This window comes from Pedobacter aquatilis (assembly GCF_032678425.1).
In the GTDB taxonomy this organism is placed as follows: Bacteria; Bacteroidota; Bacteroidia; order Sphingobacteriales; family Sphingobacteriaceae; genus Pedobacter; species Pedobacter aquatilis_B.
This window is the reverse complement of the sequence record NZ_JAVTSG010000008.1, coordinates 66,037-92,176: the sequence shown is the minus strand read 5'-3', so window position 1 is coordinate 92,176 and position 26,140 is coordinate 66,037. Positions and strand designations below refer to the sequence as shown.

Annotated in this window: 26 protein-coding genes; 15 read left to right on the top strand and 11 right to left on the bottom strand. The window is 36.1% G+C overall.

The features are described from left to right. Positions 1-10 precede the first annotated feature (10 nt). Positions 11-583 carry a non-canonical purine NTP diphosphatase gene (locus R2Q16_RS19840; RefSeq protein ID WP_316739754.1) on the top strand — a complete coding sequence of 191 codons (573 nt, stop codon included), beginning with the start codon at positions 11-13 and terminating at the stop codon, positions 581-583. Here R2Q16_RS19840 and R2Q16_RS19835 read toward each other — a convergent pair whose 3' ends face one another. Further along, positions 584-2,842 (bottom strand): OstA-like protein, encoded by a 2,259-nt coding sequence (locus tag R2Q16_RS19835; protein ID WP_316739751.1) that lies wholly within the window; start codon positions 2,840-2,842, stop codon positions 584-586. It abuts the gene before it with no gap. 64 nt (positions 2,843-2,906) lie between these two features. Here R2Q16_RS19835 and tilS point away from each other — a divergent pair, with 64 nt between their 5' ends. The 6 genes from tilS to R2Q16_RS19805 all read left to right on the top strand — a co-directional run bounded on the left by tilS (position 2,907) and on the right by R2Q16_RS19805 (position 8,158). Beyond that, on the top strand, positions 2,907-4,235 hold the full coding sequence (tilS, locus tag R2Q16_RS19830) for a tRNA lysidine(34) synthetase TilS (RefSeq protein ID WP_316739749.1): 1,329 nt from the start codon (positions 2,907-2,909) through the stop codon (positions 4,233-4,235). A gap of 5 nt (positions 4,236-4,240) precedes the next feature. Beyond that, positions 4,241-4,729, top strand: a complete 489-nt coding sequence (locus R2Q16_RS19825) for a hypothetical protein (RefSeq protein ID WP_316739746.1) — start codon at positions 4,241-4,243, stop codon at positions 4,727-4,729. A 139-nt stretch (positions 4,730-4,868) separates the two neighbouring features. Next, positions 4,869-5,333 (top strand): hypothetical protein, encoded by a 465-nt coding sequence (locus tag R2Q16_RS19820; protein WP_316739743.1) that lies wholly within the window; start codon positions 4,869-4,871, stop codon positions 5,331-5,333. A 34-nt stretch (positions 5,334-5,367) separates the two neighbouring features. Next, positions 5,368-5,766, top strand: a complete 399-nt coding sequence (locus R2Q16_RS19815; protein WP_316739741.1) for a GxxExxY protein — start codon at positions 5,368-5,370, stop codon at positions 5,764-5,766. A gap of 121 nt (positions 5,767-5,887) precedes the next feature. Next, positions 5,888-7,378 (top strand): NAD(P)H-hydrate dehydratase, encoded by a 1,491-nt coding sequence (locus R2Q16_RS19810; RefSeq protein WP_316739739.1) that lies wholly within the window; start codon positions 5,888-5,890, stop codon positions 7,376-7,378. A gap of 75 nt (positions 7,379-7,453) precedes the next feature. Beyond that, complete coding sequence (locus R2Q16_RS19805; RefSeq protein ID WP_316739738.1) at positions 7,454-8,158, top strand: AIM24 family protein; 705 nt, start codon at positions 7,454-7,456, stop codon at positions 8,156-8,158. 68 nt (positions 8,159-8,226) lie between these two features. On the opposite strand, the gene R2Q16_RS19800 is transcribed toward R2Q16_RS19805, so the two are convergent. The 3 genes from R2Q16_RS19800 to lipA all read right to left on the bottom strand — a co-directional run bounded on the left by R2Q16_RS19800 (position 8,227) and on the right by lipA (position 10,658). Beyond that, positions 8,227-9,084: an anti-sigma factor gene (locus R2Q16_RS19800; protein ID WP_316739736.1), complete on the bottom strand. Its 858-nt coding sequence runs from the start codon at positions 9,082-9,084 to the stop codon at positions 8,227-8,229. A gap of 2 nt (positions 9,085-9,086) precedes the next feature. Then, complete coding sequence (locus R2Q16_RS19795) at positions 9,087-9,638, bottom strand: RNA polymerase sigma factor (RefSeq protein ID WP_316739734.1); 552 nt, start codon at positions 9,636-9,638, stop codon at positions 9,087-9,089. A 126-nt stretch (positions 9,639-9,764) separates the two neighbouring features. Next, a complete protein-coding gene (gene lipA / locus R2Q16_RS19790) occupies positions 9,765-10,658 on the bottom strand; it encodes a lipoyl synthase (RefSeq protein WP_316739733.1) in 894 nt (297 codons plus the stop codon). Between the two features lie 364 nt (positions 10,659-11,022). Between lipA and R2Q16_RS19785 the strand changes: the two genes are divergently transcribed. Then, positions 11,023-12,525, top strand: coding sequence for a malate:quinone oxidoreductase (locus R2Q16_RS19785; RefSeq protein WP_316739732.1), 1,503 nt, complete (start codon positions 11,023-11,025; stop codon positions 12,523-12,525). 75 nt (positions 12,526-12,600) lie between these two features. Here the strand turns inward: R2Q16_RS19785 and ytxJ are convergent, their stop codons facing one another. The 5 genes from ytxJ to R2Q16_RS19760 all read right to left on the bottom strand — a co-directional run bounded on the left by ytxJ (position 12,601) and on the right by R2Q16_RS19760 (position 16,351). After that, positions 12,601-12,933: a bacillithiol system redox-active protein YtxJ gene (gene ytxJ / locus R2Q16_RS19780; protein ID WP_316739731.1), complete on the bottom strand. Its 333-nt coding sequence runs from the start codon at positions 12,931-12,933 to the stop codon at positions 12,601-12,603. Positions 12,934-13,020: 87 nt separating this feature from the next. Further along, positions 13,021-13,143, bottom strand: coding sequence for a hypothetical protein (locus R2Q16_RS19775; protein ID WP_255713363.1), 123 nt, complete (start codon positions 13,141-13,143; stop codon positions 13,021-13,023). 42 nt (positions 13,144-13,185) lie between these two features. Further along, positions 13,186-13,677, bottom strand: coding sequence for a 6,7-dimethyl-8-ribityllumazine synthase (gene ribH, locus R2Q16_RS19770; protein ID WP_316739727.1), 492 nt, complete (start codon positions 13,675-13,677; stop codon positions 13,186-13,188). A gap of 65 nt (positions 13,678-13,742) precedes the next feature. Next, positions 13,743-14,417 carry a LytTR family DNA-binding domain-containing protein gene (locus R2Q16_RS19765; RefSeq protein WP_316739724.1) on the bottom strand — a complete coding sequence of 225 codons (675 nt, stop codon included), beginning with the start codon at positions 14,415-14,417 and terminating at the stop codon, positions 13,743-13,745. Between the two features lie 428 nt (positions 14,418-14,845). After that, positions 14,846-16,351 carry a sensor histidine kinase gene (locus R2Q16_RS19760; protein ID WP_316739722.1) on the bottom strand — a complete coding sequence of 502 codons (1,506 nt, stop codon included), beginning with the start codon at positions 16,349-16,351 and terminating at the stop codon, positions 14,846-14,848. Positions 16,352-16,511: 160 nt separating this feature from the next. Here R2Q16_RS19760 and R2Q16_RS19755 point away from each other — a divergent pair, with 160 nt between their 5' ends. From R2Q16_RS19755 to R2Q16_RS19725, 7 genes are all read left to right on the top strand, one after another. After that, entirely contained in the window at positions 16,512-16,859 is a 348-nt protein-coding gene (locus tag R2Q16_RS19755; RefSeq protein WP_316739720.1) for a Spx/MgsR family RNA polymerase-binding regulatory protein, read from the top strand. 68 nt (positions 16,860-16,927) lie between these two features. After that, positions 16,928-17,677, top strand: coding sequence for a hypothetical protein (locus R2Q16_RS19750; RefSeq protein ID WP_316739718.1), 750 nt, complete (start codon positions 16,928-16,930; stop codon positions 17,675-17,677). 95 nt (positions 17,678-17,772) lie between these two features. Then, positions 17,773-19,758 (top strand): M1 family metallopeptidase, encoded by a 1,986-nt coding sequence (locus R2Q16_RS19745; protein ID WP_316739717.1) that lies wholly within the window; start codon positions 17,773-17,775, stop codon positions 19,756-19,758. Positions 19,759-20,069: 311 nt separating this feature from the next. After that, positions 20,070-20,480: a RidA family protein gene (locus R2Q16_RS19740; RefSeq protein WP_316739716.1), complete on the top strand. Its 411-nt coding sequence runs from the start codon at positions 20,070-20,072 to the stop codon at positions 20,478-20,480. 9 nt (positions 20,481-20,489) lie between these two features. After that, positions 20,490-21,098: a class I SAM-dependent methyltransferase gene (locus R2Q16_RS19735; RefSeq protein WP_316739714.1), complete on the top strand. Its 609-nt coding sequence runs from the start codon at positions 20,490-20,492 to the stop codon at positions 21,096-21,098. Between the two features lie 27 nt (positions 21,099-21,125). Continuing rightward, complete coding sequence (locus tag R2Q16_RS19730) at positions 21,126-21,344, top strand: VF530 family protein (protein ID WP_316739713.1); 219 nt, start codon at positions 21,126-21,128, stop codon at positions 21,342-21,344. A gap of 87 nt (positions 21,345-21,431) precedes the next feature. Then, entirely contained in the window at positions 21,432-21,608 is a 177-nt protein-coding gene (locus R2Q16_RS19725) for a hypothetical protein (protein ID WP_316739712.1), read from the top strand. 75 nt (positions 21,609-21,683) lie between these two features. Here R2Q16_RS19725 and R2Q16_RS19720 read toward each other — a convergent pair whose 3' ends face one another. Next, positions 21,684-23,174: a RagB/SusD family nutrient uptake outer membrane protein gene (locus tag R2Q16_RS19720; protein WP_316739711.1), complete on the bottom strand. Its 1,491-nt coding sequence runs from the start codon at positions 23,172-23,174 to the stop codon at positions 21,684-21,686. A 17-nt stretch (positions 23,175-23,191) separates the two neighbouring features. Next, a complete protein-coding gene (locus tag R2Q16_RS19715; protein WP_316739710.1) occupies positions 23,192-26,137 on the bottom strand; it encodes a SusC/RagA family TonB-linked outer membrane protein in 2,946 nt (981 codons plus the stop codon). Between the last annotated feature and the right edge of the window lie 3 nt (positions 26,138-26,140).

Sequence of the window (26,140 nt, the reverse complement as noted above, 5' to 3'; positions counted from 1 at the left end):
TTCCTTCTTAATGAAAAAGCTAGTCTTCGCTACTAATAACGAACATAAAACAGAAGAAATCCGTGCAGCTTTACTTGGTAAGTACGAAGTTTTAAATCTGCAAGATATTGGTTGTGAAACCGATATTCCGGAAACTGCCGATACGTTTGATGGTAACGCGACTTTAAAAAGCAGTTATGTTGTAGCGCATTATAATATCGATTGTTTCGCAGATGATAGCGGTTTGGAAATCGAAGCCTTAAATAATGAACCCGGTGTTTACTCGGCTAGGTATTCCGGAAGTAGAGATAGTGCTGAAAATATTCAATTGGTTTTAGCCAAAATGGAAGGTTTACAAAACCGTAAAGCCAGATTTAAAACGGTTATTTCTTTAATGCAAAATGGTACAAACCATTTGTTTGAGGGGATAATTAACGGTACAATACGTAATGAACTTTCAGGCACAAATGGTTTCGGTTACGACCCAATTTTCCAACCAGATGGTTACAGCATTACTTTTGCTGAAATGGATCTGGCTGAGAAAAATAAAATAAGTCACAGAGCGATAGCCTTGCAAAAAATGTTGGCCTTTTTAAAATCTTAATTACGGTTTAATAACTGTTGCTGGTTTTACTGTTATTGAATCTTTCTTTGGTAAAATTGGTTTAATCTCATTCAATAAAGAATCTGTTTTTAAAGTATTTTTTGGTACAGCAACTTTTGGCGCATCTTTGCTTGCTTGCGGTTTATTTGTTGGTGCCGAAACCGGTTTTTTACCCGCAAGCGGTTTGTTAACGACCGCAGGTTTGGTTTTTGCCTTCGGTTTTCCTGCAGAACCAATAGCTTCTTTTTTAGAACGCGGTCTTTCCTTCGGTTTCCAGGAGAATCCCTTTAAAACATTATCCTTTGGTATTTTACTTTCAGGATTTAAAGCCGCTTCTATGTTACTGATGTATGTGATTTTGCTAATGTCGTTATCCTGAAAATTAAACTTTATCCGACTGCTCAGCGTTTGGTTCATCTCCTTGTAAACCTTTGTGCTGTCATCCTGCGTGTAGTAAATACTTTCGGCATTGCCATCAACATACATCGTATTGAGTTTTCCATCCTGGAAAAATCCGGTCATGTACCGCCCTTTAATTTGATTAAATCTCAAAGAATCGGCAGGCGTATTCACCAAAAATGAATTTTTAAAAGCCTGTAAATTATTCAATTTATTGTTCTTAAACTGAACATAAATGGTATCGCCAACCATTTGAGAACCTTCCGACCAAATAATTGGGTTTACAAAACAACGTAAAGTAGAATCGGCACTGGTGTAAAATAAACTATCCGTTTTTGCTTGTATGTTGCTCTTGTAAATCCGCACATTGTGATAAGCTTTAATTGTTCGCGTTTGAATGGTGTCAGCTGGATTAATAACCGAATCTGGTTTTAAAACTTTAGCAGTGGCATCTTTTACATTCTTTATAAGCGGATTTTTGCCAGTCAAGCTATCTGTTATTGTTTTGGCTGTTTTATTAATAGCGTTATTGTTTAGCGCCTTTTTTAGAGCTAAACTATCTTTCGGTTTTATAATTGGCTTAACCGTTGAATCGGCCTTTAGCATTGCCGCTATACTTTTTAAGCTATCTGTATTCAAGGATTTTCCAGCCAAAGAATCTGCATTTAGTTTTGTACTATCCAGTTTAGTTTGCTTTAGCAAATCGGGTTTTGCAGGTGGATTTTTCTCGTCTTTTTTGCCTTTTTGGCTTTTATCATTTTTAGCAACAGGTTTATCCGTAATCTTCGCAGTTGGAAGTTTTTTTTCATTCTGCCCAGGTTTTTCGGCTGCGCCGGATTCTTCCTCATCATCCTCACCAACCTGATTGTCGGCCTTTATAGAAATCTTCGGGATAAGCTTTAATGTTTTCTGCAATACCATTTGTGTTTCCAGCGTATCGGCACCTAAACGCAAGGTGTCTGGCCTTTTTTTATCCTTCACCATTACCGAGTCACCAGAAATAATATCTACATAAGCATTTTTTGTAACCAAAGTTCGCTGGTCTATTTTATAGTAATATCCTAAATCTCCAAACATTTTGGTTCCATCTTTCTTGTCGGTAAAAACAATATTTCTTACCGCTTTACCATAGCCTGCTTTACCAAAATAGTATAAACTGTCGCCTTTAAGCGATTTTGTATCTTGCGTGTACAGGTTCTTTTTACCAAAATAAGCATCTTCAGTTAATGTATTGTATGCGCCATTTTCGGTGTACATATTATCATCTTTACCTTTAATGTTGGTCGGGCCGTAAAAATAAGTCCACTTGGTGTCCACATTATAACGCATCGTATCCGATTTAATGGTGCTCTGTGGCGTAACCACCAAAACATTATATCTGAAATAAGCATCACTACTGTTGTTAAAATAATATCCGTTTTTACTGGTTAAGGTAACATCCTGAGTTTGAATTTTTCCACCGGTAGTATATGTGCCGATTTTAGCAGCCATGTCGTAATCCAAAATGTTAGTGGTAAGGATAGATTTTGGATCTTGCATTTTCACGTTTCCGGTTAAATGCGCATGTTTTTTGTTTCCATCATACTGCAATTCATCCGAATAAATATCAGTTGTTAATTGCTGGATGTGTACATTTTTATAAGCTTCGAAGTAATTTCGTTCGGTGTAGAAAATTGCACTATCGCAAGTAAGGGTTGCGTTATCTTGTTGAAAAACCGGGTTTTTAAGGAAAATTGCGTTTTTATCTCTAACGCCGGTAACACTCGATGAAGAAATAATTTTTATAATAGAACTCTTTTTTTGGCCAAACAACAAGAGGGGGCCTAATAAAAAGAATAGAAAGACAAATATTTTTTGCACCCTACAAAGTTAGTTTTTTGTTTCGAACGTTCAGAAACCGATTAAAATTAAATATTTTTGATGAATGTTACCCTTAAAACAATTTCATGAATTTATTGAACAGCATAAACTGTTTGCAAGTGGTAACAAAATTTTGCTTGCCGTAAGTGGTGGTAAAGATTCGGTATTAATGCTTCATCTATTTAAAGCTTTAGGTATTGATGTTGGTGTTGCACATTGTAATTTTAATTTGCGGGCAGATGAAGCAAACCGAGATGAGCATTTTGTTAAAATGTTATCAGCTTCGCTAAATCTAACTTTCCATTTAACGCAATTTGACACAAAAAAATATGCTGCCGAAAATAAAATTTCTACTCAAATGGCAGCTAGGAGGCTTCGTTATCAATGGTTCGAAGAAATTCGTGCAGCGAATGGTTACGACTATATTGCCTTGGCACAACATCAAAATGATGCTGTAGAAACCGTATTAATTAATTTGGTTAGAGGAACTGGCATTAGTGGTTTACATGGGATTATGCCTAAACGCGATAAATTAATCCGTCCGCTTTTATTTTTGAACAGCGCCGAAATTAATGACTTAGTTAACGAAAATGATTTGAGTTTTGTAGAGGACAGTTCTAATTTAAGCACAAACTACACCCGAAATAAGATTCGGCTTAAGGTCATTCCGCATCTTCAGCAAATTAACCCCAATCTGGAAAATACCTTTGCGCAAAATATAAACCGCTTTAAGCAGTTGGAAGAATTTCTAAATGCAGGCGTAAAGCAACTATCAACTCAAATTATTCAATATAGAAAAGACGGTGTATATGTTTCGTTGAATGATATTGAAAATCTAAATCCCAAACATTTATTGTTATTTGAGCTGCTAAAACCGTTTAATTTTACAGAAGCAGTTGTTGGCGATTTAATCAATAACCTTGATAAGCAAAGTGGGGTGAAGTTTCTAAGCGCAACACATCAAGCCATTATCGATCGTGTTTTTTTAATTATTACCGAAATTGATAACAGTGTACATCAGCATAAAATGATTCATGAAAATGAAGCTGATTTTTATTTCCGTACGCATCGTTTTAGTTTAAATTTTACTGAAGAAGTTAATTATATAGTTGACAAAAACCGCCTCTTTGTAGATAGTGGTAAATTAGTTTATCCACTCGTAATGCGGAATTGGCAGCAGGGTGATAAATTTATCCCAATGGGGATGCGAAATTTTAAAAAACTGAGCGACTTCTTTATCGATGAAAAAATTCCTTTGCATTTAAAAACTACTATTCCGATTTTGATAAATGGAAACGGAGATGTAATTTGGGTTGCAGGATTTAGACAGGATAACCGTTATAAATTAACACAGGCAACAAAAAAAGTTGCTATATTCGAAGTCAAAATTTAATTAAATTGGAAAGCAGGTACGCGTATATCGAAAAACAATACATTGGCCGTGATTATGTTCGCATTTTTATCAGGTTAATTATGGCTGCATTTTGTTTTGCAGCTTATGTTTACGAACGCGACCGCGACAATACTCAGGATTTGTTTCTTGTTGTAGGTTTTGGAATCATCGGCGTTTCCATGCTTTTGCTTTTCCTTATTCAGTATAAAATTGTTGTAGATAATGGTAGCATGATTTTGGATGGACTTTGGACAACCAAACGTGTTAAAATTGATTTGAATAGTATTGTTGATGTAAGAAAAGCGACTTACAGCCGCTACTTTTTTAATAATCCGGTTTATAATCTACACACAAAAGGTACCATCCGCTTTTATTCATCAGGGAAAGATGCTGTTGTTTTAACCGACCGCGATGGCTTAGAGTATTTTATTGGTACTCAGCGACCTAACGAATTATTTCTCGTTATTAAAGACGAAATGAAGAATTTGGGGTAGATACTGGGGAAATTTTTTCTCAATCATAACCATAAATCATTACGGCTTTTTTAAAAAGTTCCTTTAAGTCCGCTTAAAAGCACATATCAGTAGGCGGCACATTTCTTGGATATTCATTTACAATCCAAACAAGATTGTAATGAAAAAATTCCTATTTCTAACACTTATTGTAATTTCTTACAAAGTGACATCGGCTCAAACATATAAAGCCAATGTATCTCAAGATTCTGTTAAAACTTTGAATACCAGAATCGAACTCTTAAAATCTAACGTTAAAATTCTGGAGCTGAAGGTCAGAGAATCTGAAGAAGAAGAAACGGTTGAAAAACTACGTCTCAAACTTTTAGAAGCCAACGGTAAGGCAAAGGCATCAGCAGAAGAAACCAATACCTATTCATCTAAAACGGTTAGTGGTTCTACAATCGATATGAAATCGATGGATAAAATGTCGAGAAAAGTTAAAGGTGATGCTATTGAGGCTAGAAAGGCACTTGAGCGTTTTAATAAACAAATAGATAAGGTGCAAGATATTCGCTCAGAAATACTAGCTGAGGAAAGAAAAGTAGGCTACAGAAAACCTGCAGTAGTTTTTAGCTATAATTAATGTTAGTTCTGATTTGTAGAAAATAGATTCAGAGATGACAAAGTATAATCCAATAAGCAGGGTTCATGCGAGTAGCAAATTTATGATACTGATTAATATTGCGATGAATATCCACAGGCATTTAGGCAAAAGTTTAAATGCCGGGTTATACAAGTCTGCTTTTCAAACAGAGCTAATGGATAGGGGCATTGGCTTTATTGTCAATAAGCAATATGATGTAAGTTATAATGGAGCAATCCTAAATTACAAATTTCATATAGATTTTTTAGTGGAGGATGATTTTCTGGTGATTATAAAATCTACGAAACAAACTTTAGAAAACATTGAAACTAGTGTTTATCAGAAACTGGTAACACCAAGGCCAAAAACAGTTTTGGTTATAAATTTTTTCGAGGATTTGCTTCAGTTTAAGAAGATTATCATAAACGAATAAACACCTTTTACTGTGTTGAAATAAATCATTACTAGAAGAGGAAATTTGCCTGTCTAGTTTTAAAACACAACCAACAATTGGTGCATAAATTTTGTTATTGCTAAAACCATATATTCGTTGTATGCAAACACTGCTCACATCTACTCAAATGCGTAGTGCCGATAAATTTACAATTTCAAGCACGCCAATTGCATCTATCGATTTGATGGAAAATGCCGCAAGGGCATTTACACGCTGTTTTTTAAAGGACGAATTCGATACGAATAAGAATATTGCAATATTTTGTGATAAAGGTAATAATGGTGGCGATGGCTTAGCTATTGCCCATAATTTGTTGCTAAATGGCTACAAAAACATTAAAGTTTACATCGTTAATTTTAGTGATAAGGAGAGTCCTGATTTTACTATAAACTTCCAGCGCTTTAATGAGTCTGGCTGTAAGAAAGTCATTATCAATAAACCTGCGGATTTAAAAAATATCTCTGCTGATTTAATTATTGATGCAATATTAGGTTCTGGTTTAAATAGAATTTTATCGGGTGATTATTTGCAGCTTGTTCATAAAATAAATTCATTTGGCAAAAAGGTTTACGCAGTAGATATTCCTACAGGTTTCTTTGGAGAAGGAAGTTTGCCGGAAGAATATCAAGGAATTCGTGCTTTTAAAACCATTAGTTTCGAGCGCCCAAAAATTAACTTTTTCTTTCCTGAAAGTAGTTTCGCTACCGGACAGTTTGAGGTAGTACATATTGGTTTGGATAATGACTACATTCAAAAACAGGAATCCAGGTTTTACCTAACGGAACCTCAAGACATTCATAAAAAAATTAAACCTCGGAAATCATTTACCCATAAAGGAACTTATGGGCATGCGTTAATAGTTGCCGGAGACACGAATACAATGGGTGCTGCACTATTATCTTGCAAAGCCTGTTTACATAGCGGTGCGGGTCTAACAACAGCTTGTATTCCACATAGTGGATTAACAGCTTTAAATACGTCATTACCTGAAGTAATGGCACTGGACAGGACAGGTATCAGCAAAGTTGAAAATTATTCTGCAATTGCAATTGGACCAGGTTTAGGCAAATCTGCTGAAAGCGAGAGAATTTTAGAAGAATTGATTTCTACAAATGCACCACTTGTGATAGATGCCGATGCTTTAAATATTCTGGCTGAACGTAAAGATCTATTAGCGAAAATCTCCAAGAAATCAATTTTAACGCCGCATATTAAAGAGTTTGACAGGATTTTTGGCCAACATCAAAATTGGTGGGATAGGGTTGAAACAGCGATGAAACGAGCAGCAGAACTCGACATTATAATTATCCTTAAAAATCAGTTTACGTTCATCTGTGCACCAAACGAGAAAGTATATATTAATCCAACGGGAAATCCGGCAATGGCTCAAGGTGGAATGGGCGATGTACTAACAGGGATAATCGTAGCACTGGTTGCTCAGAAATACAGTCCATTGGATGCATCGATTCTAGCATGTTATCTTCATGGAAAAGCCGGAGATAGTTTAGCAATGGAAAAAGCTATAGTTACCGCATCCGAAGTCGCAGCAAGAATATCTGTTGAATTAAAAGCCGTTGCTTTCGGGTCATAAAATACCTAATACACTTTACTTTGGCTTAGGATTTGAATGGAAACTTAATAAACCTAGAAATAATACATCTAAATTATGGAAACAAAAGGAACATACACATTAACTGAACTGATTCAGGAATCAGCCGAAAATCCAAATGAGAATGATTTCTTCGAGTTGGAAAAGCCAGCCATGCTTGAAGTTAATTTGAAAAATCAAAAGATTTTGGCTAAAGCAGGCTCAATGGTTGGCTATGTTGGAAATATTGATTTTAAGCGTGAAGGTTTATTGAGTAAAGGACTAGGTGGTTTACTTAAAAAGGCGATATCAGGAGAAGGAACATCCCTAATGCATGCAGCAGGAACAGGTAAACTTTACCTTGCGGATGAAGGCAAAAAGGTTAAAATCATTAAGCTTCAAAATGAGTCGGTATTTGTAAACGGAAATGATGTTTTAGCGCTGGAAGAAAGCGTTAAAAATGAAATTAAAATGCTTAAAAGTATTGCCGGAATGATGAGTGGAGGGTTATTTCAAGTCAAACTTTCCGGAACTGGCTACATTGCGATTACTACACATGGTGAACCGATTTTATTAAGAGTAAGCGCTAATCAGCCAGTTTACACTGACCCAAATGCTACGGTAGCCTGGTCAGAAAATTTATCACCAAACATAAAAACCAACCTCACATTTGGTTCTTTTATTGGAAGAGGTAGTGGCGAATCTTTTCAACTGGAATTTTTTGGCGAAGGTTGGGTGCTTATTCAACCTTACGAAGAAGTTAAGTATGCGCAAAAATCATAATTAACAAAAATAAGAAAGGCTTGGAATTGATAACTCCAAGCCTTTTAGTATATCGTATAAAATATCCTTTAAACTCCACCCATTACGGTCAATTTCTCCATTGTTGGATTTACACTACCGCCCATTGGCTCTAATGTTACCGCGAAAGCTTGTGCCTCTTGAATAGATTGCATTTTTAAAAGTGCTTCTTTAGCCGTAGAATCTGATTTACCAAAAACACCTAAGCTTACTGGCTTTCCGTTTACCAATGCCCAAAGCTGGTATTCATGCTCGGCATCTGCTTTAGGTAAATCCATTGCTAAGTGGTTTATTAAAATGCTTTTATCTTTTTTGTTCCAATAAACGTTCATTTTGGATTCAGGGCTAATCGCTTGTCCTTGCATTCTAATGGTTGCCCACTCTTTGCTTTCAGCCATTTCGGCCATATTGTTTAAGCCTTTATTATCGTACTCTAATTTGCTAACAACGCCTGCAAACTTTTCTTTATCTAAGCTTAAACTTGCAATTTGACCGTTGGCATCGTTTAATTTGTTGTAAGTAACAAAAAGAGCAGCTACACTTATCAGCAATAAAGCTACGCATGCAACTAAAGCATAACGTAATGTTCTAATTTTTCCATCACTTCCATCTAAGCGAACAATTTTAGGTTCAGCGATTTCACTTTCAGTTGAAACTAAAGCTGCATCTTCATCTAAATCATTTAAGCCAAGTTTATCAAAAAGTTTTTGTTCAATATCTAATGGTGGTTCAACTGCATTACTAATTGCATATCGCTCCACGGCTTGTTCTATAGCAGCAATCTCATCTCTAACTTCTTGGTGTAGAGATGCCATTTCTTCAACCTGCAACGTTTCTTCGGGCGATAAATCGCCTAAAACGTACAACTCAAGTACTCCAGATTCAATATATGCTTTTAAATTTTCCACGCTTAATTAAAACTCCTTCTCAATTCTAAAATAGCCAATCTGATTCTAGTCTTCACTGTCCCTAATGGCAAATCTAACTTTTCTGCGGCTTCCACATGTGTGAAACCTTTGTAATAAACTAAATTAAGAACAACCTGTAAGTCTGGTTTCAAGTTGTCTACAAGTTGTTTAACACCAAGTGTATCTGGATTAAATGTTACCTTGTTTTGTTCATCAACGAAACTTACGTTATTTTCTATATCTTGGTTTTTCTGAGAATTCTTAAAATCTTTTGAACGAAGCTTATCGATAGACAGATTTCTGGCGATATTCATCATCCAAGTAAATAACCTGCCTTTAGTATTATCGTAATTTGAAGCAGACTGCCATATTTTTACAAAGGTTTCTTGTAAAACATCTTCTGCAAGCTCCGTATGTGTTATTATGCGTGATATTACCCCATAAAGCGATGATGAATACATGCTGTACAAAGTTTTTAACACTGTCGGATCTTTCGATTGCAATGCCAAAACTAATTCAGGCTCGGTTAGGGTAATTTTTTTTAATGCGCTCACTTGTGGTACGAATATACAACTCACAACAACAAATCCAAAGAAATGTTTTCGAATTACATTCCATATAGGAGTTCGATTTATTGAGAAAATTAAAACCGTAAATTTTTAAAGCAATGTTTTAAAACCTTAAGCTATACCTTCAATAGGGAAAAGGTGTTTTTCTGCATGGTAAGATGAACGAACTAGTGGTCCGCTTTCTACATATTTTAAGCCTTTTGCTAAACCAACTTCCTTATACATTGCAAAAGTATCAGGGTGAATCCAATCTACAACAGGGTGGTGGTTTCTGGTTGGCTGTAAATACTGACCTAGAGTTAAAATGTGTACACCATTTGCAACTAAATCATCCATGGCTTCAAAAATATCTTCATCAGTTTCGCCAAGGCCTAGCATGATGCCGGTTTTTGTACGTAAACCAAATTCAGAAATTCTTTTTAGCGCTTCTAAACTTCTATCATATTTAGCTTGAATACGCACTTGTCTGGTCAGGCGTTTCACAGTTTCCATGTTGTGAGAAACCACTTCTGGTCTTTCTTCTAAAACGCGGTATAAATTATCCCATTGACCTTTAAAATCAGGGATTAGTGTTTCTAAAGTTGTAATTGGGCTTTCTCTGCGGATGGCTTGTAAAGTTTCAGCCCAGATAATTGAGCCGCCATCTTTCAAATCATCTCTATCAACAGAAGTAATTACGCAATGTTTAACACCCATTAGCCTTACTGAATCCGCAATGCGATTAGGCTCATCAACATCTACAGCCAATGGTCTGCCTGTTGCCACCGCACAAAACGAACAACTACGGGTACAAATATTACCCAAAATCATGAAAGTTGCCGTACCCGCACCCCAACACTCGCCCATGTTCGGACAGTTTCCACTTTCGCAAATGGTGTGAAGTTTATGCGTATCCACTAAGTTGCGTACTTGAGCGTACTCCTTACCAACAGGTAATTTAACACGTAACCAATCTGGTTTGCGTTTAACTTCAGTTACAGCAGGTACTACCGGTAAATCAATCATGCCACAAAGTTAAGGATTAGGATTGAAATGTTGCAAGGTTGAAGTGTTGTTATGTTGTAATGTTTGGTAATTGGTTAGCTAAGCATGGCCTAAAATTTTGTTAGAATATTATTGTCGGTTTCTTGTTCTTGTCTATTATAAGGTCATACTTCTCTACATTTTCTAATCAAATCAATATTCTAACCTAATCTTAATGAAGATTTGATAATTTCACGCGAAAAATTAACGCTTCGGATTAAAATTTGCTAATTAATTATACTTTAACAGAATAAAAATACATTTTTTGGCAATTTTTTAGTTTTCATATGCGAAAATTCGTTTCATGTTTAAAATGATTCTAAATTTGTAACTCCTTTGATATAAGATGACAAAAAAGAAAAAGACAGTTGGTAAAACTGACGCAGATGTAATCCTGATTGGTGCCGGAATAATGAGCGCAACATTAGGTGTTTTATTAAAAGAATTAGAACCAAACCTAAGTATTGAAATCTATGAACGCCTGGATATTGCAGCGGCAGAAAGTTCTGACGCCTGGAATAATGCTGGTACTGGTCACTCTGCTTTTTGTGAATTAAATTATACACCCGAGAAAAAAGATGGAACTGTTGAAACTAAAAAAGCGGTACAAATTGCTGAACATTTTGAAGTATCAAAGCAGTTTTGGGCTTATTTAATTGAAAAGGGTCTTATTTCAAATCCCGAAAACTTTATTAAAAAAATTCCACACATTAGTTTTGTTTGGGGTAAGAAGAATTCTGAATATTTAAAAACTCGTTTCGATGCACTAACTAAATGTAATTTATTTAGTGATATGGAATATACTGAGGATGCAGAAAAAATAAAGGCTTGGGCACCTCTTATTATAAACGGACGAAAAAAAGGAGATAAAGTTGCGGCTACAAAAATGGATTTAGGAACTGATGTAAATTTTGGTTCTCTAACCCGCGATATGTTTAATTATTTGAAAGCGCAGCCAAATGTTAATCTTTACTTTAACCACGAAATTCGCGATTTAAAGAAAAATAAAGACGGCAACTGGATAATAAAAGTAAAGGATTTAGAAACCAAAGAAAGACGTAAACGTATCGCGAAGTTTGTATTTATTGGTGCTGGTGGAGGTTCTTTACCATTGCTCGAAAAATCAGATATTATCGAAGGAAAAGGTTTCGGTGGTTTCCCGGTTAGCGGACAATGGCTAAAATGCACAAATGAAGAAATTATTGCACAACACCATGCAAAGGTTTATGGTAAGGCTTCAGTTGGTGCACCACCAATGTCAGTTCCGCATTTAGATACCAGAATGATAAATGGTAAGCAGGCTTTATTATTTGGGCCGTATGCAGGTTTTTCTACAAAATTCTTAAAAAACGGTTCCTTTCTTGATTTACCAAAATCGATAAAGTTTAATAATATCCGTCCGATGATTTCGGCTGGCTTACACAATATTGATTTAACAAAATACTTAATTGAGCAAGTTAGACAATCGCCAGAAGATAGATTAAATGCTTTAAAAGAATATTTACCAAATGCCGAGCTTAAAGATTGGGAATTGGAATATGCCGGGCAGCGTGTACAGGTAATTAAAAAGGACGCAAAAAAAGGCGGAATTTTAGAATTTGGAACTGAAGTAGTTAGTGCTGCCGATGGTTCTATCGCGGCGTTGCTTGGTGCTTCTCCAGGGGCTTCTACAGCAGTTTCGATTATGTTCGATTTATTGAGCCGCTGTTTTAAGGAGGATTTACAAACACCAGAATGGCAGGCAAAGATCAAGGAAATTATACCGACTTATGGTAAAGCTTTGGCCGATGATACTGAGCTTTGTAAAGCTACAAGAAGCAGAACATCCAAAGTTTTAAAAATAGACTAAAATATTTAAGCCACAGATTTACAGATTAAAGTTGAAATAATCTGCGAATCTGTGGCTTTTGACTTTTGAATGTTCTTAAGCTGCAATTACCTCTGCAACTTCTTCTGCAGAAATATCACTATGTGAAGCTTCTAAAACGCAATCGCCATTTTTAATTAGTAATATTTGTGGTGATTGATGTGCTACCTGAAAAACCTCTGCAATTTTATTAGAAACTTCTCTGTAAGCAATTAAATCTAAAAAGTACAATTTCGTGTCTGATGGAATAACATCCCAATCTAATTCGAAATTCTTCCTTGCCATCATACTGATAGAGCAACGTGTACTGTGTTTAAAAATAAGACTAAAGCCTTCTGCACTTTTAATCTCATCAAGTTGTTCAATTGATGTTAAATTAACCCAAGCCATGATTTTAATTGATATTTTTTATAGATACAACACTTGCAAAACATTAATGTTCTACAAATCATCTAAATTGAAATAGGTTTTTGCCTATTAATTTCTTCTGCGTTTACCTTCTGGATACGAGCTGTATGCCGGGCAAAGTTTTGATGAACAAGACTCTAAGATGGTAATGGTGCAAAACACCGCCAATAAAAGGATGGCAATTTTTTTCATTTTGAATGATTAAGCTTTAAGTAACTAAGTTACATATATTTATTAAATGTTCGCAGAAAAATCAGCCATTTTAATTGCTGTAATTGCTGCTTCATCACCTTTGTTGCCATGTTTACCACCTGCACGGTCTTGCGCTTGCTCTAAATTATTAGTGGTTAAAACGCCAAAAATAACAGGTTTGCTATATTTTATGCCAACATTTGTTAATCCTTGTGCAACTGCATCGCAAATAAAATCGAAGTGTTTTGTGTCGCCTTGAATTACGCAGCCTAAACAAATTACCGCATCTAAATCAGTTCTTTTATTTAGTAAAATATCTGCTGCTCCGGTTAATTCGAAACTTCCGGGTACTGGTAAAGAAACGATATTTTCTTCGGCAACACCGTTTGCTAAAAGTGTTTTTAATGCGCCGTTGTATAATGCTCCGGTAATTTCAGCATTCCACTCGGCTACAACAATACCGAATTTATAGTTTGCTCCACTTGGAACCGTTGTATGAGAAAAATCGGAAAGATTTTTTAATTGACTTGACATGCGGCAAATATAATGCTAAGCTTGGAATGTTGAAAGTGCTGAATGTTTAAATGTTGTAAGTTTATTTAAACCAGCTGAATATTGCCATAAGTTGCTCCAATCGGAACAGATTTTTCGCCAATCCAAATCTGGGTTTTATCAAACTTAGAAACTTTACTTTTAGAGATGATAAATGCCCGGTGGCAACGAATAAAGTTATTTTTCGGCAGCAATTCAGCCAAATCGTTAATGGTAATTCTAGAGCTGATGAGTTTATCTTTTAACTGAATTTGCGTATAATTCCCCGAAGCTTCGATGTAAAGAATGTCGCATAAGTTTACTTTAATTTGCTCGTAGCCATCTTTTACGAAAATGTAGTCTAATTTTTCTTCAGTTTTATTATTGCGGAGGTTAAAAAGTTCGTGGGTTTTATTACAGGCCTTTAAAAACCTGGCAAGCGAAAAAGGTTTCAATAGATAGTCGACCGCATCAAGCTCAAAACTTTGTACGGCGTGTTCTGTATACGCCGTTGTGAAAATAACCATTGGCGGATTGCTCAGGCTTTTTAAAAAGTCGATTCCACTGATATCTGGCATTTTGATGTCCAGGAAAATCAAATCGACTTTGTTTTTTTGCAAATAGGCAATTGCCTCAAAAGCATTGGTAAACATAGAGTTTAGCTCAATAAATGGCACTTTCGAAGCATGCGAACGAATTATATCAAGTGCTATTGGTTCGTCGTCTATCGCTATGGCAATCATTTTTAAAGATACTAATAGATTTAAATTTTTCTACTTGCTAAAGTATTTTCAGTAGCGGTAAGTTTGTAATTCTTGGCAAATTCTGTCCCGCCAATACTACAATCTTTTGGTTAATGTTTTTGCTGTAAATAAATTTTGTACAACCAAAAGTATTTTCGTTTATGTCGGGGCTATTTAACAAAGTTATTGGTGCTTTTGCCATTGCAACACCTTGCTAGGTTTATCAATTTGTTCTTTTAAACTCCCGTCATTTCGACCACCGCGGAGAAATCTTTTGATCTTTAGCCCAATGTAAACATTAATAGTATTACCAGCCTGCGTAAATTAAACCCGACAGCAGCGAGCACGAGTGTAACGAAGTAAAGCGGATGGCGGGGCTACAGCCCGCCACGGGCAATTACCAACATTTTCAAAAAAATAGAATAACCTTAATCTAACTGCAAGGTTAAGTGTACAAAAAACTCTTTTGCGCTTTCACGGATAATTAATTCATGTTTACCGTGGTAAAGTAAAGTTAATCGCTGCTTTACATTTTCTAATCCAATTCCGCTTTTAAGCTTCTCTGGGTCGGTGTCGGCTTTATGGTAAATGCTGTTGTTTACATCGAAATATAAGGTTCGTTCTTTAGTTTGAAGCGTAATTTTAATGTGCGATGGCTGTTGCAAACTGATGCCATGCTTAAAGGCATTTTCTACAAAAGGAATCAAAAGCATAGGTGTAATTTCCAAGTTATTCAGTTGCTCATCAATCTGGGTTTCAATTTTAATATCGGCCGATCGAGATGTACGCAGTTTTTGTAAATCGATATAATTGTTTAAATATTCAACTTCACGGGTTAGCGAAATTTTATCTTTCATATTTTCATGCAACATAAAGCGCATCATGTCGCCAAGTTTCTGGATACCCTCTCCTGTTCGTTCTGCATTTTCCTGGAGCGCTGTTCCATATAATGTATTTAAGGCATTGAATAAAAAGTGCGGGTTAATTTGCGACTGTAGAAAACTTAAGCTTGCATCAGATTTACCTAACTCGGTTTTAAGTGTTGTGATTTCGGTACGGCTAGCTAGTCTTTTTTTATACATATACCACGATAAAGGCGCACTTATAATTAACTGTGTTGGCATGTGAAACAGTAAGACGATGAAAAACATTTCCATCCGCCAGATAAATAGTGTAGAAATTAAGCCGAGCGGAACGGCTAATAAAATGGAAATGAAAAAAACTTGCCAGAAGTAAACTTTAAAAGGTTTTCCTTCAGCAATGTTTTGGGGCAAAAGTGTATAAACAGAATAAATTACGATACCAATTGCAGAGAAAATTACCAATGTCCAACATACGCTAATCTCAATTGCAGAGTTGCTCGATATCCATAATAGCAAACCTACAAACCAAAATGCCAAACCAAAGCCAACATCAACCTTCATTTGAACCGTTTCATCGGCATGTTTATCTTTATGTTCTGATAAGTAGCCTAAAAATGCTTTAATGAGTGAATAGGCAACCATAATCACAATAGACCACATGCTGTAAACGTAACCTTTGAAGAAAACACGATTATAAGCATGTTGCAAATCTTCGTAATCAAATAAAGTATAGGCTTCTGAATAGGTTTTGCAGATACTAAATATTAATCCACCGATAAGAAATAAACCTGCGAGCAAAAAACTGTTAGATATTACATTTTGCCTTTTAAGAAACGCTGGCATAATGCAAAAATTGATTGCCAGAAAACTCAAATAAAGAATTGAGAATCGAAAAATTTCGGGAACCAAATAATTGGAAAAATAAGAGTAGCTTATATTTTCACTTTTAAAATAGTAGTAATTTTCATTTCTTATCCCGCCATTAGCTCCGGTAATCAGTAAAATAATTACCAAAATATAAAGCACTGTAGAAACCCAGAACTCAACCTTGCGTAAATCTTTAAAATCCATTTTGTTTTTTTTTGATACAGCAATGTTAACAACACTTTAGCTTAGTATTTTTAAAATGTGATGGATGGGGTGAAAAATGTGATGAATTAGCACGATTCCCAAGATGTAAGGGTTTTCAGGATTTCCCATCCAATCATTATATTTGAATCAAAAATTTAAAATGACAGTATACGGAATACCAAATTGCAACACAGTTAAGAAAGCTTTAGATTGGTTAAAGGCAAATAAAATAGATTTTGAGTTTCACGATTTTAAGAAAAAAGGAATTACGAAAGAGAAGTTGAATGCCTGGTGTAACATTTTTGGTTGGGAAACGGTTTTGAACAGAAAGGGTTTAACCTGGAAAAAGTTATCGAAAGAAGAACAGCAAGCGATTGATAATCAGGCAAAGGCAATAGATTATTTAGTAGAAAATACGAGTGCAATTAAGCGTCCGATTATTGAAAAAGATTTAAAAGCTATTTTGATTTCTTTTGATGAAAACCTTTACACTGAAACACTTAGCTAAAATGGTTGTTTTAATGTTAAAGATTGTTAAATAGGATTTTAACATTTAAAACTAATATATTTTTGGATATGTATAAGCTGATCATTTTACTTTTTCTTGCCATTCCGTTTGCCGCAATAAGCCAAACTGTTAGTACTGGTACAATTTACGAATACGCCAAAAAATCGTCGACTATCCCAGGTGTAACCATCCGAAATTTGAACACCAAAAAAGTGGTCAGCGCCAATGCTTCGGGGAAGTTTACTGTGCCTGCCAAAGTAGGCGATTTGCTAGAATTTTCTTTCGTTGGTTATACAACGGATACACTTTACCTGACCAATTTATTGCCGAAAACTATTTACATGGTGGTACGCTCCAATAATTTAAATGATGTTGATATTAATGGCGTAAGAATAAATAAAGAGGTTTTGTCGAAAGACCCAATGGCAGAAAAATATACTTTAATGGGAACGGGCGGTAATTTGTATCGTAAAAAAATGACTGATAAAGTTGGTGGTTTGAGTTTAAATCTCGGGCATGGTAAATACAGACGTCAGCAGCAGAAAGTTGAGGAATTAGAGCAAAGAGACAGTTATAATGCAGAGATTGACCGGAATTTTACTGAGAAAAATATAAAGGATTTAACAAAGTTGGATGGCGAGGAATTAAAAAACTTTATGATAATTTATCGTCCATCGGTTTTAAAAATTCAGGAAGAGAGACCATTTAGATATTCATTTTACATTGTTCAGGCTTACCAAGCTTGGTTAAAATTATCACCCCGAGAAAGAAAATTACAAGATTTGCCAAACCTGAAAAAGGGTGATAACCAGATGTGATATTTATCTTTAATATGTTGTAAAGTAACATTATAGGCACAAAAAAGCATAATACAACCGATTGTTTATATTTGCCGCCTATAAAAATTTCCAACATGAGAATAACCTTAAATAAACTTTTAACATTAAGCTTATCTTGTTTTGCTTTTGCTTTTTCTGCATTTGCTCAACAAGCGCCTAAAACCAATGCGCCAGCAACAAATTATAGTCCGGCAGAAGCATTTGGGCCGCTTTTCTATACACAAAACGGTAATGAATTCCGTTCGGCAATTGGAGCGCCAGGCCCGAAATACTGGCAAAATAAAGTAGATTATAACATCACTGCAAGTTTAGATGAGGCTACAAGCACAGTAACTGGTAGCATCACCATCACCTATAAAAATAACTCACCAGATAAATTACCTTATTTATGGTTGCAGTTAGATCAAAATACTTTCAAAGAAACTTCTCGTGGTTATGCAGTAACTCCAGCTAAGAGTCGTTATGGTGCGCAAGGCGAAAGTTTTAACGGTGGTTATAAAATCAATAACATCAGCGTTTCGCAAAAAGCTGCGGCGGTAAAATTTACCTCTTTGGTTGAAGATACACGGATGCAAATTCGTTTAGACCAACCAATGGCTGCTAATGGCGATGTAGTTACGGTTAAAATGGATTATTCTTACGTTGTACCAAAAGAAGGTTCTGACCGTACCGGACATTTAACCACTCAAAATGGGGAGATTTTCGCAATTGCGCAATGGTTTCCACGTATGTGTGTGTATGATGATGTAATTGGTTGGAATACTTTGCCATATTGGGGCGGTGGCGAGTTTTATTGCGAATATGGCGATATTACTTTTGCAATTACGGCACCAGCAAGCCATATCGTGATGGGTTCGGGAGAGCTTTTAAACCCACAAGAGGTTTTTACCGCAGAGCAATTAAAAAGATGGAATGCGGCTAAGTTGAGCGATAAAACCGTTCACATCCGTTCTGCTGAAGAAGTAACTGATCCTAAATCTCGCCCTGCGAAAGATAAACTTACCTGGAAATTTAAAATCTTAAATGCCAGAGATGCAGCTTGGGCATCATCAAAAGCATTTGTATTGGATGCAGCAAGAATAAATTTCCCGAGTGGAAGAAAAGGCTTAGCTGTTTCGGCGCAACCTATCGAAAGCAACGGTAACGATGGTTATGGCAGAGGTGTAGAATATGTAAAATCGAGCATTGAACACTATTCTACAAAATGGTTCGAATATCCTTATCCAATGGCAGTGAACGTGGCAACCAATATTGGCGGTATGGAATATCCGGGTATTGTTTTCTGTGGATGGAAGGCTAAAAACGGCTCGGCCTGGGGTGTAATCGATCATGAGTTTGGTCACACCTGGTTCCCGATGATTGTTGGTTCTAACGAACGTAAATTTGGTTGGATGGATGAAGGTTTTAATACTTTCATCAACGGAATTTCATCACAAAACTTCAACAACGGTGAATATAAGCAACGTACAGCCGATATGAATGCGATTGGTAAACGTGCTATCGGCAATCCGGTAACTGAAAATATCATGTTAATGCCCGATGGAATGGCAGAACGTAATATCGGTATAAACCTTTACAGCAAACCAGGATGGGGTTTAAATATTTTGAGAGACCAAATTTTAGGTGCAGATCGTTTCGATTATGCTTTCCGCCAATACATTAAAAATTGGGCTTACAAACACCCAACGCCTTATGATTTTTTCCGTTCGATGGAAAATGGTGCTGGTGAAGATTTAGCATGGTTTTGGAGAAGTTGGTTCTTAAACAATTGGAAAATGGATCAGGCGATTAGCGATGTTCAGGCAGTTAAAACTGATGGAAAAATTACAGGTTATAACATTAAAGTTGATAATCTGGAAAAAATGCCAATGCCTATCATTTTGCAAATCAAAACCAAAAGTGGCAAAACTGAAATTGTAAATGTTCCTGTTGATGTTTGGATGAAAAATACCACTTGGTTAGTTCGCTATCCAACAAACGAGGAAGTTGTTTCGGTAACTTTAGATCCAAATAAAGTTTTACCAGATTCAAATCCAGATAACAATAGCTGGACAAACTAGATTAACATAAAGATGAAATTTAAACGCTCTGATTTTTCAGGGCGTTTTTTTTGGAAAATGTACGTACAGAAGCATTTGGGGTTGGTTTAGCCCTGCTGTTCACTTTACTCCGCTGCACTCCGTGTTCGTTGCCATCAGGTTTATAATCAAAGGTTTTTTCAAAAGCAAGAAACAAATTCCGCATAACATTTTCAGTCGCTGCTTTTAATGCAAATAGCTTGTTTGGCCAACGCAAAAAATCGTTTTAATTTATTATTGCAAATCATCAACACAGCGTGAAATTTTAAATAATAGTTTTACCCAAAATGGATATGAAAAATAATATTTTAGAAATAAGCAATCCTGAAGGAATTTACGATCCTCGTCCACATGGTTACTCCCATGTAGCTTCTGTTTCGACTAAGGATTTATTGGTTTTTATAGCAGGGCAGGGTGGAAGCAGAACGGATGGTGTTTTAAGCAATGATTTTAGAACGCAGGTAAAAATTGTATTCGAAAATATTGGTATTGCTTTAGCAAGTAAAGGATTGGACTTTGAGAACATCGCCAAGCTCACTACTTTAGTTGTAGATTACGATGAGGAAAGGCATCAAATTTTAATTGAGGAATCAAATCTAATTTGGCCGAATTTAAAATTTCCGGTAAATACATTAATCCCGGTTTCTAGATTAGCTTTAACCGGAATGTTAATTGAAATTGATGCTACCGCGGTAGCTTTTTAAATTTGAATTATGGAGGGCAATCGGCAAAATGTTTTTGAGGTTTATAATAAAATCGGCGATTGGTTTGCCCAAAACCGACCAACAGGTTTAATCGAAAAGAAATACCTCGATACTATAATTTCGGCCATTCCATCAAAAGGAACTGTTTTAGATATTGGCTGCGGTACCGGTATTCCAATGTTAAAATATTTTGTGGATTCAGGTTTTGAAGTTGTAGGTGTTGATGCCAGCGAAAAAATGCTCAGCATTGCTAAAAATAACTTTCCAGAAGGTAAATTTATTTTGGCAGATATGCGAAAGCTTAAGCTCGAAAAGAAATTTGATGCAATTATTGCCTGGCATAGCTTCTTTCATCTTCCTGCGATAGAACAGCCAGCTGTTATCGAACTTTTTAAAAATCATTTAAACCCCAATGGTATTTTATTATTTACTTCGGGCACCACTAATGGTGAAGCCTGGGGCAAAAACGGAGGGGAAAATTTATTTCATGCTTCATTAGATACCAGTGAATACAGAAGCATTTTAGAAAAACATCAATTTAAAATATTAGAACACAAAGTTGATGACCCCGATTGTGGTTTCGCAACAGTGTGGATGGCGCAGTTTATTCTTCAATAATATTAAGAATTGAATTAACTTTGTGGCATGTCTGAGCAAAAAAATAATCCTTTACATGGTTTAACGCTAGAAAAAATTGTAACCGATTTACAAGCGCATTATGGCTGGGAAAAATTAGGAACGCTAATTAGAATAGACTGCTTTAATAGTAACCCATCAATAAAATCTAGTTTGAAATTTCTACGCAAAATGCCTTGGGCCCGCAAAAAAGTAGAAGATTTATTTTTGGATACTTTTAATAACTAACTGCGAAATAGTTCATCAATTCTTCATTTTTTAGGCGGAGATTTATTAAACAATTAACAAGGTTTAATAATTTCTAATAACAAGAAAATGAAAGCAATTAAAATTTTAATGATCGCCCTAGTAGCAGCTTTTACTGTTAATACCGTAAACGCACAAACCGCTGCCCCTGCCAAAGCTAAAACTGAAAAAGCCGCGGTTAAAAAAGCACACAAAAAACATCATCACAAAGAAAAAGCTAAAAAAGTAACTGCACCAAAAATGTAGAATGTGTTAATTACTATAAAAAATAAAACCCCTACTATTTGCAGGGGTTTTATTTTTTATAATAATTTGATGCTTTTACCAGCCTGGGTTTTGAGCCAGATTAGCATTAGCATTTGTTAAAGTTTCTGTAATTGGGAATGTCCACTCTCTAGCGGTTGCTGGTAAAGAACATCCACCAGTTGGAGAAATTGTTAAATTGCCGCAAGTATTACCTCTAGTAATTGTTCTGGTTGTTCTTTTTAAATCAAAGAATCTGTGACCTTCACCAATTAATTCGCGTCTTCTTTCATCAGCAATTGCATTAATTAAGGCTGTTCCAGTTAACACTTCTGGAACATAACCACTAATTCTAGACGCTCTCAGTGTGTTTAAATCAGTAGCGCCCAAAGCATCTTGTGTACTTCTTGCATAAGCTTCAGAACGGATTAGGTAAAGCTCAGCAGTTTTCATTGCAATGAAATTTGCATTACCGTTAGCTACAGTGCCCTTACCTTTATATTTTGTTAAAGCAATATCACCACCAACATTGGAGAAATAAGCAGCGTATCTGATATCATTTGGTCTGATTAAACCTGTAGTTCCGGCCAAAGTAACAACTTCTCTTGCTGGTCTGAAATAACTTCTGCTGTTTGTAGCAAAATAAACTAAGAATGTCGGACCACTTTGACCTGCATCAAATTGTACGTTCCAGATAATTTCTCCGGCAGCTAATTCTGTATACATTCCACTAAACGTAGCTTGGTTACTTACTAAAGCAGGTGCAATGGCAATTCCCTTTGTTGCAGAAGTAATTGCATCAGCATTTTGACCAGTGTATAAAGAAACACGAGCTCTTAATAAGTGTACCGCAGTTAAGTTAAGCTTTGGTCTTGTAAGGCCAGCAGCAGGGTTTATTGGAGTATCTACATTTGCTAATAATGTTTCAGCAGCGGTTAAGTCATTATACAATTCATCCAAATAAACTTTATTCGACATTCTTGATGGCTTTTCTTGTGGGGAAACCGCAAAGGTTTTACTGTAGTAAAGTGCTAAAGTTGTTGTGCTATTTCTGTCGTAAGTGTTCGCAAAATATCTAAATAAATCGAAGTGTGCTAAAGCTCTAATTGCCAAAGCCTGACCTTTAATTCTGTTAGCGGTTGTAACATTTGCTGCTGTTGTAAATTTATCAACATCTCTTAAAACAATATTTGCTGTTGAGATTACCTTGTACATTGCCGAGTAAATATTGGTGATTTGGGCGGTGTTTTTTTGATAAATCCAATCTGCCATTGCTCTTGAGTTTGCCAATGTTTGAGTGGTTTCATAAACATTGTCGCTCAAAACATCAGGCATTAAAGCAGCGCCTCCGCCTGTTCCACTACCGGAGCCGTAATAATCATTAGCCCTAAAATTTGCATATGCACCTGTAAGCACTTGTTCAACCTGTGCCATACTCGAAGGATTATTTACTGCATCTAAGCTGTATTCTGGCAAAAGATTAACATAATCATCTTGCTTGCAGCCTTGAATGCATAACGTAGTCAGTAATAGTAATACTGCCCCACGTTTAAATATGTTGTTTATCATAATTGTTATAGTTAAAATTAAAATCCAATGGTTAAGCCTAATGTACCTTGTATAAGAGAAGGGTATTGGGCACCAGTTAATGAAGTTCCTGTAGCTTCCGGATCGAAACCTCTGAATTTAGTTGAAGTCCATAAATTTTGACCTTGGACGAAAATTCTAGCCGATCTAATTTTTATTTTCTGCATGAAAGCTTGTGGAACGGTATAGCCTAATGTTACATTACGTAGTCTCCAAAAACTTGCATCATCAATAAATCTGGTTGTTTGAGCCTGATAAGAGTTGCCTCCGGTTGATGATGGTCTTGGTGTATCTGTAATTTGGCCTGGTGTTCTCCATTCATCTAACATAGATATATGCATGTTATCGAAATAATAGGTTGGATTTAAAATATTATTTAAATCGTTATTATACATATATCTGTCTAAGAAAAAGTTAAGTTGGGCACTTAAATCGAATCCTTTGTAAGAAAATCTTGTCGAAATTCCGCCAAACCAAGGTGCATCAGAAGTTCCAAGAACCACTTTATCTGCTACGTTAAATACTGATGTTACCGTTCCGTTCCGTTTTGTGTAGAGTGCATTTCCTGTTGCAGGATCTACGCCAGCATATGGAACCAAGTATAGACTATTTACTGGTGAGCCCTGTGCTAAGATTGTTACACCTGAAATAACAGAATCTTGAGGTAACGAGGTGATGCGGTTTCTATTGTATGAGATATTTCCTTCCATCGACCATTTAAAATCTTTTGAACGTATAATATCGCCACGTAATGTAATCTCCACACCTTTATTTGTTACAGAACCGAAATTACTCGTGATTGAAGTGAAACCACCTGCTGATGGGTCAACAGGAATACTATAGAATTGGTCTGTAGTTTTTCTGTTGTATACCTCGATTGTTCCAGAAATTCTGTTTTTTGCAACCGCGAAATCTAAACCAATATTCGTTGTCGTGTTAGTTTCCCAGGTTAAAAGTGGGTTTCCTGGTGTTGTAGGACTCCAACCACCTACACCTGCGTAAGCTACCCTGCCAAATTGTGCTAAAGGATAATCTGCTGAGCCATTATTACCTGTTGTACCATAACTCGCTCTTAATCTTAAACTGTTAATGAAGGTAACGCTCTTCATAAAGTTTTCTTCGTTTATAACCCAAATTGCACCAGCAGAACCAAAGTTTGCCCATTTGTTATCTGCTCCAAATCTAGATGAACCATCTCTTCTGCCAACTAAGTTTAAATAGTACTTACCGGCATAACCGTAGTTTGCAGTCAAAAAGAAAGACATTAAACCGTTTTGTGTTCCACTACCATTAACTGCAGGGATATAGTTTGGAGTTGTAGCTGTACCTGGGGTAATACCAGCTTCATTCGTAAAGCCATTCGTAAATCCGTAACCAGTAAATCCGAAGGTGCGATAATCATTTTTTACAACCTCGGTAAATAACCCAGCGCTAAACTCATGTTCTTTGATTTTCTTGCTGTAATTTAATGATGTGGTTCCTGTATAACGGAAATTTCTTTCAAGGCTTCTTGTTAAAATACCTTGTCTGGCAATACCAGTTGAAGTACGCGGGTCAGTAAATGCTGCGTTTTCGTTTTGAGTATAATCAACACCCCAGTTTGTTCTTAAAAACAAACCATCAACAGCAGGTATATGATATTCTACGTAAGATGTTGCAACACCTTTCAGTTGTCTATTATTGTTGTAATTTAAGAATAATTCCATTGCACCATTAGGTTGACCTGATGCCAATTGGCCAGTATTTGGGCCTCCTGATTCGTTAAAGCTGCCATCTGGTAAATAGGCAGTTTCATATGGATTACTCCAGCGAATGGCATTTAATGGCGAACTTAAAACCGTATTTGCCTCAGAGGTATTAACACGATTTGAAAAACCACCTTGAAGGCCTAAACCAAATCTCCAGTTTTTTACAGTATTGTCAACATTTGCTCTTGCGGTATATCTTTTTAGGCCAGTTGTTTGTACAATACCTTCTTGATCCAAATATGATAATGAAGCATAGAATTTTGTGGCTTCGTTACCTCCGTTTGCACTAATTTGATGTTGTTGAGTTTGTCCAGTTTGAAATAGAGCATCTTTCCAGCTAAAATTAACATTACGCAAATTTTCAGCTTCAGCAGCAGTCCATCCATAAGGATTACCTCTTGCAAGTTCATAATCAATTTTTTGCTGACTATTCATTACTATCAAACGATCCTCCGGCATTTTACTTCTACCTAACTGCAAATCGTAATTAAATTGCACCTGACCGGCTTTACCTCTTTTTGTAGTGATAACAAAAACACCATTTGCTCCTCTTGATCCATATACACCTGTAGATATCGCATCTTTTAATACCTCGATGTTTTCAAAATCACCTTGGTTCATTGACTGGAAGTCTGCCGCCGAAATTTCGATGCCGTCTACAATATATAGTGGTGTGTTTACACCATTGATTGAGCCATTACCTCTTATTCTTACTACAGCTTGTTGCCCTGGTTGGCCGCCATTGGCCACAACAGTAACACCACTGGCTGCGCCTTGCAAAGCCTGGTCAAACGAACCGAAGGTTTGTTTCGAAACTTCGCCGCCGCTAATATTTGCTGTAGCGCCTGAGAATTTTTTACGCTCAACAACGCCATAGCCAGTAATAACCACCTCATTAAGCACTTTTGATGCAGATTCCAATAATTTTACATTTAGTTCTGTACCATTAATTGCCGATGTAATGGTTTCGTAGCCAATAAATGAAAATGTTAAGCTCTTTGTTGCATCTGGTACGGATGCTGAATAATTACCTGTTGCATTGGTTTGTCCAACAGACCGATTCTCAATGCTGATGGTTACGCCAGGAATCCCGACGCCATCTTTGTCAATAACTTTTCCGCTGAGTGTTTTGTTCTGTGCCATGGCAGAGAAGATAAATGAGCAGAAAAGAACAATACAAAGTAGAGTTTTCTTCATAAT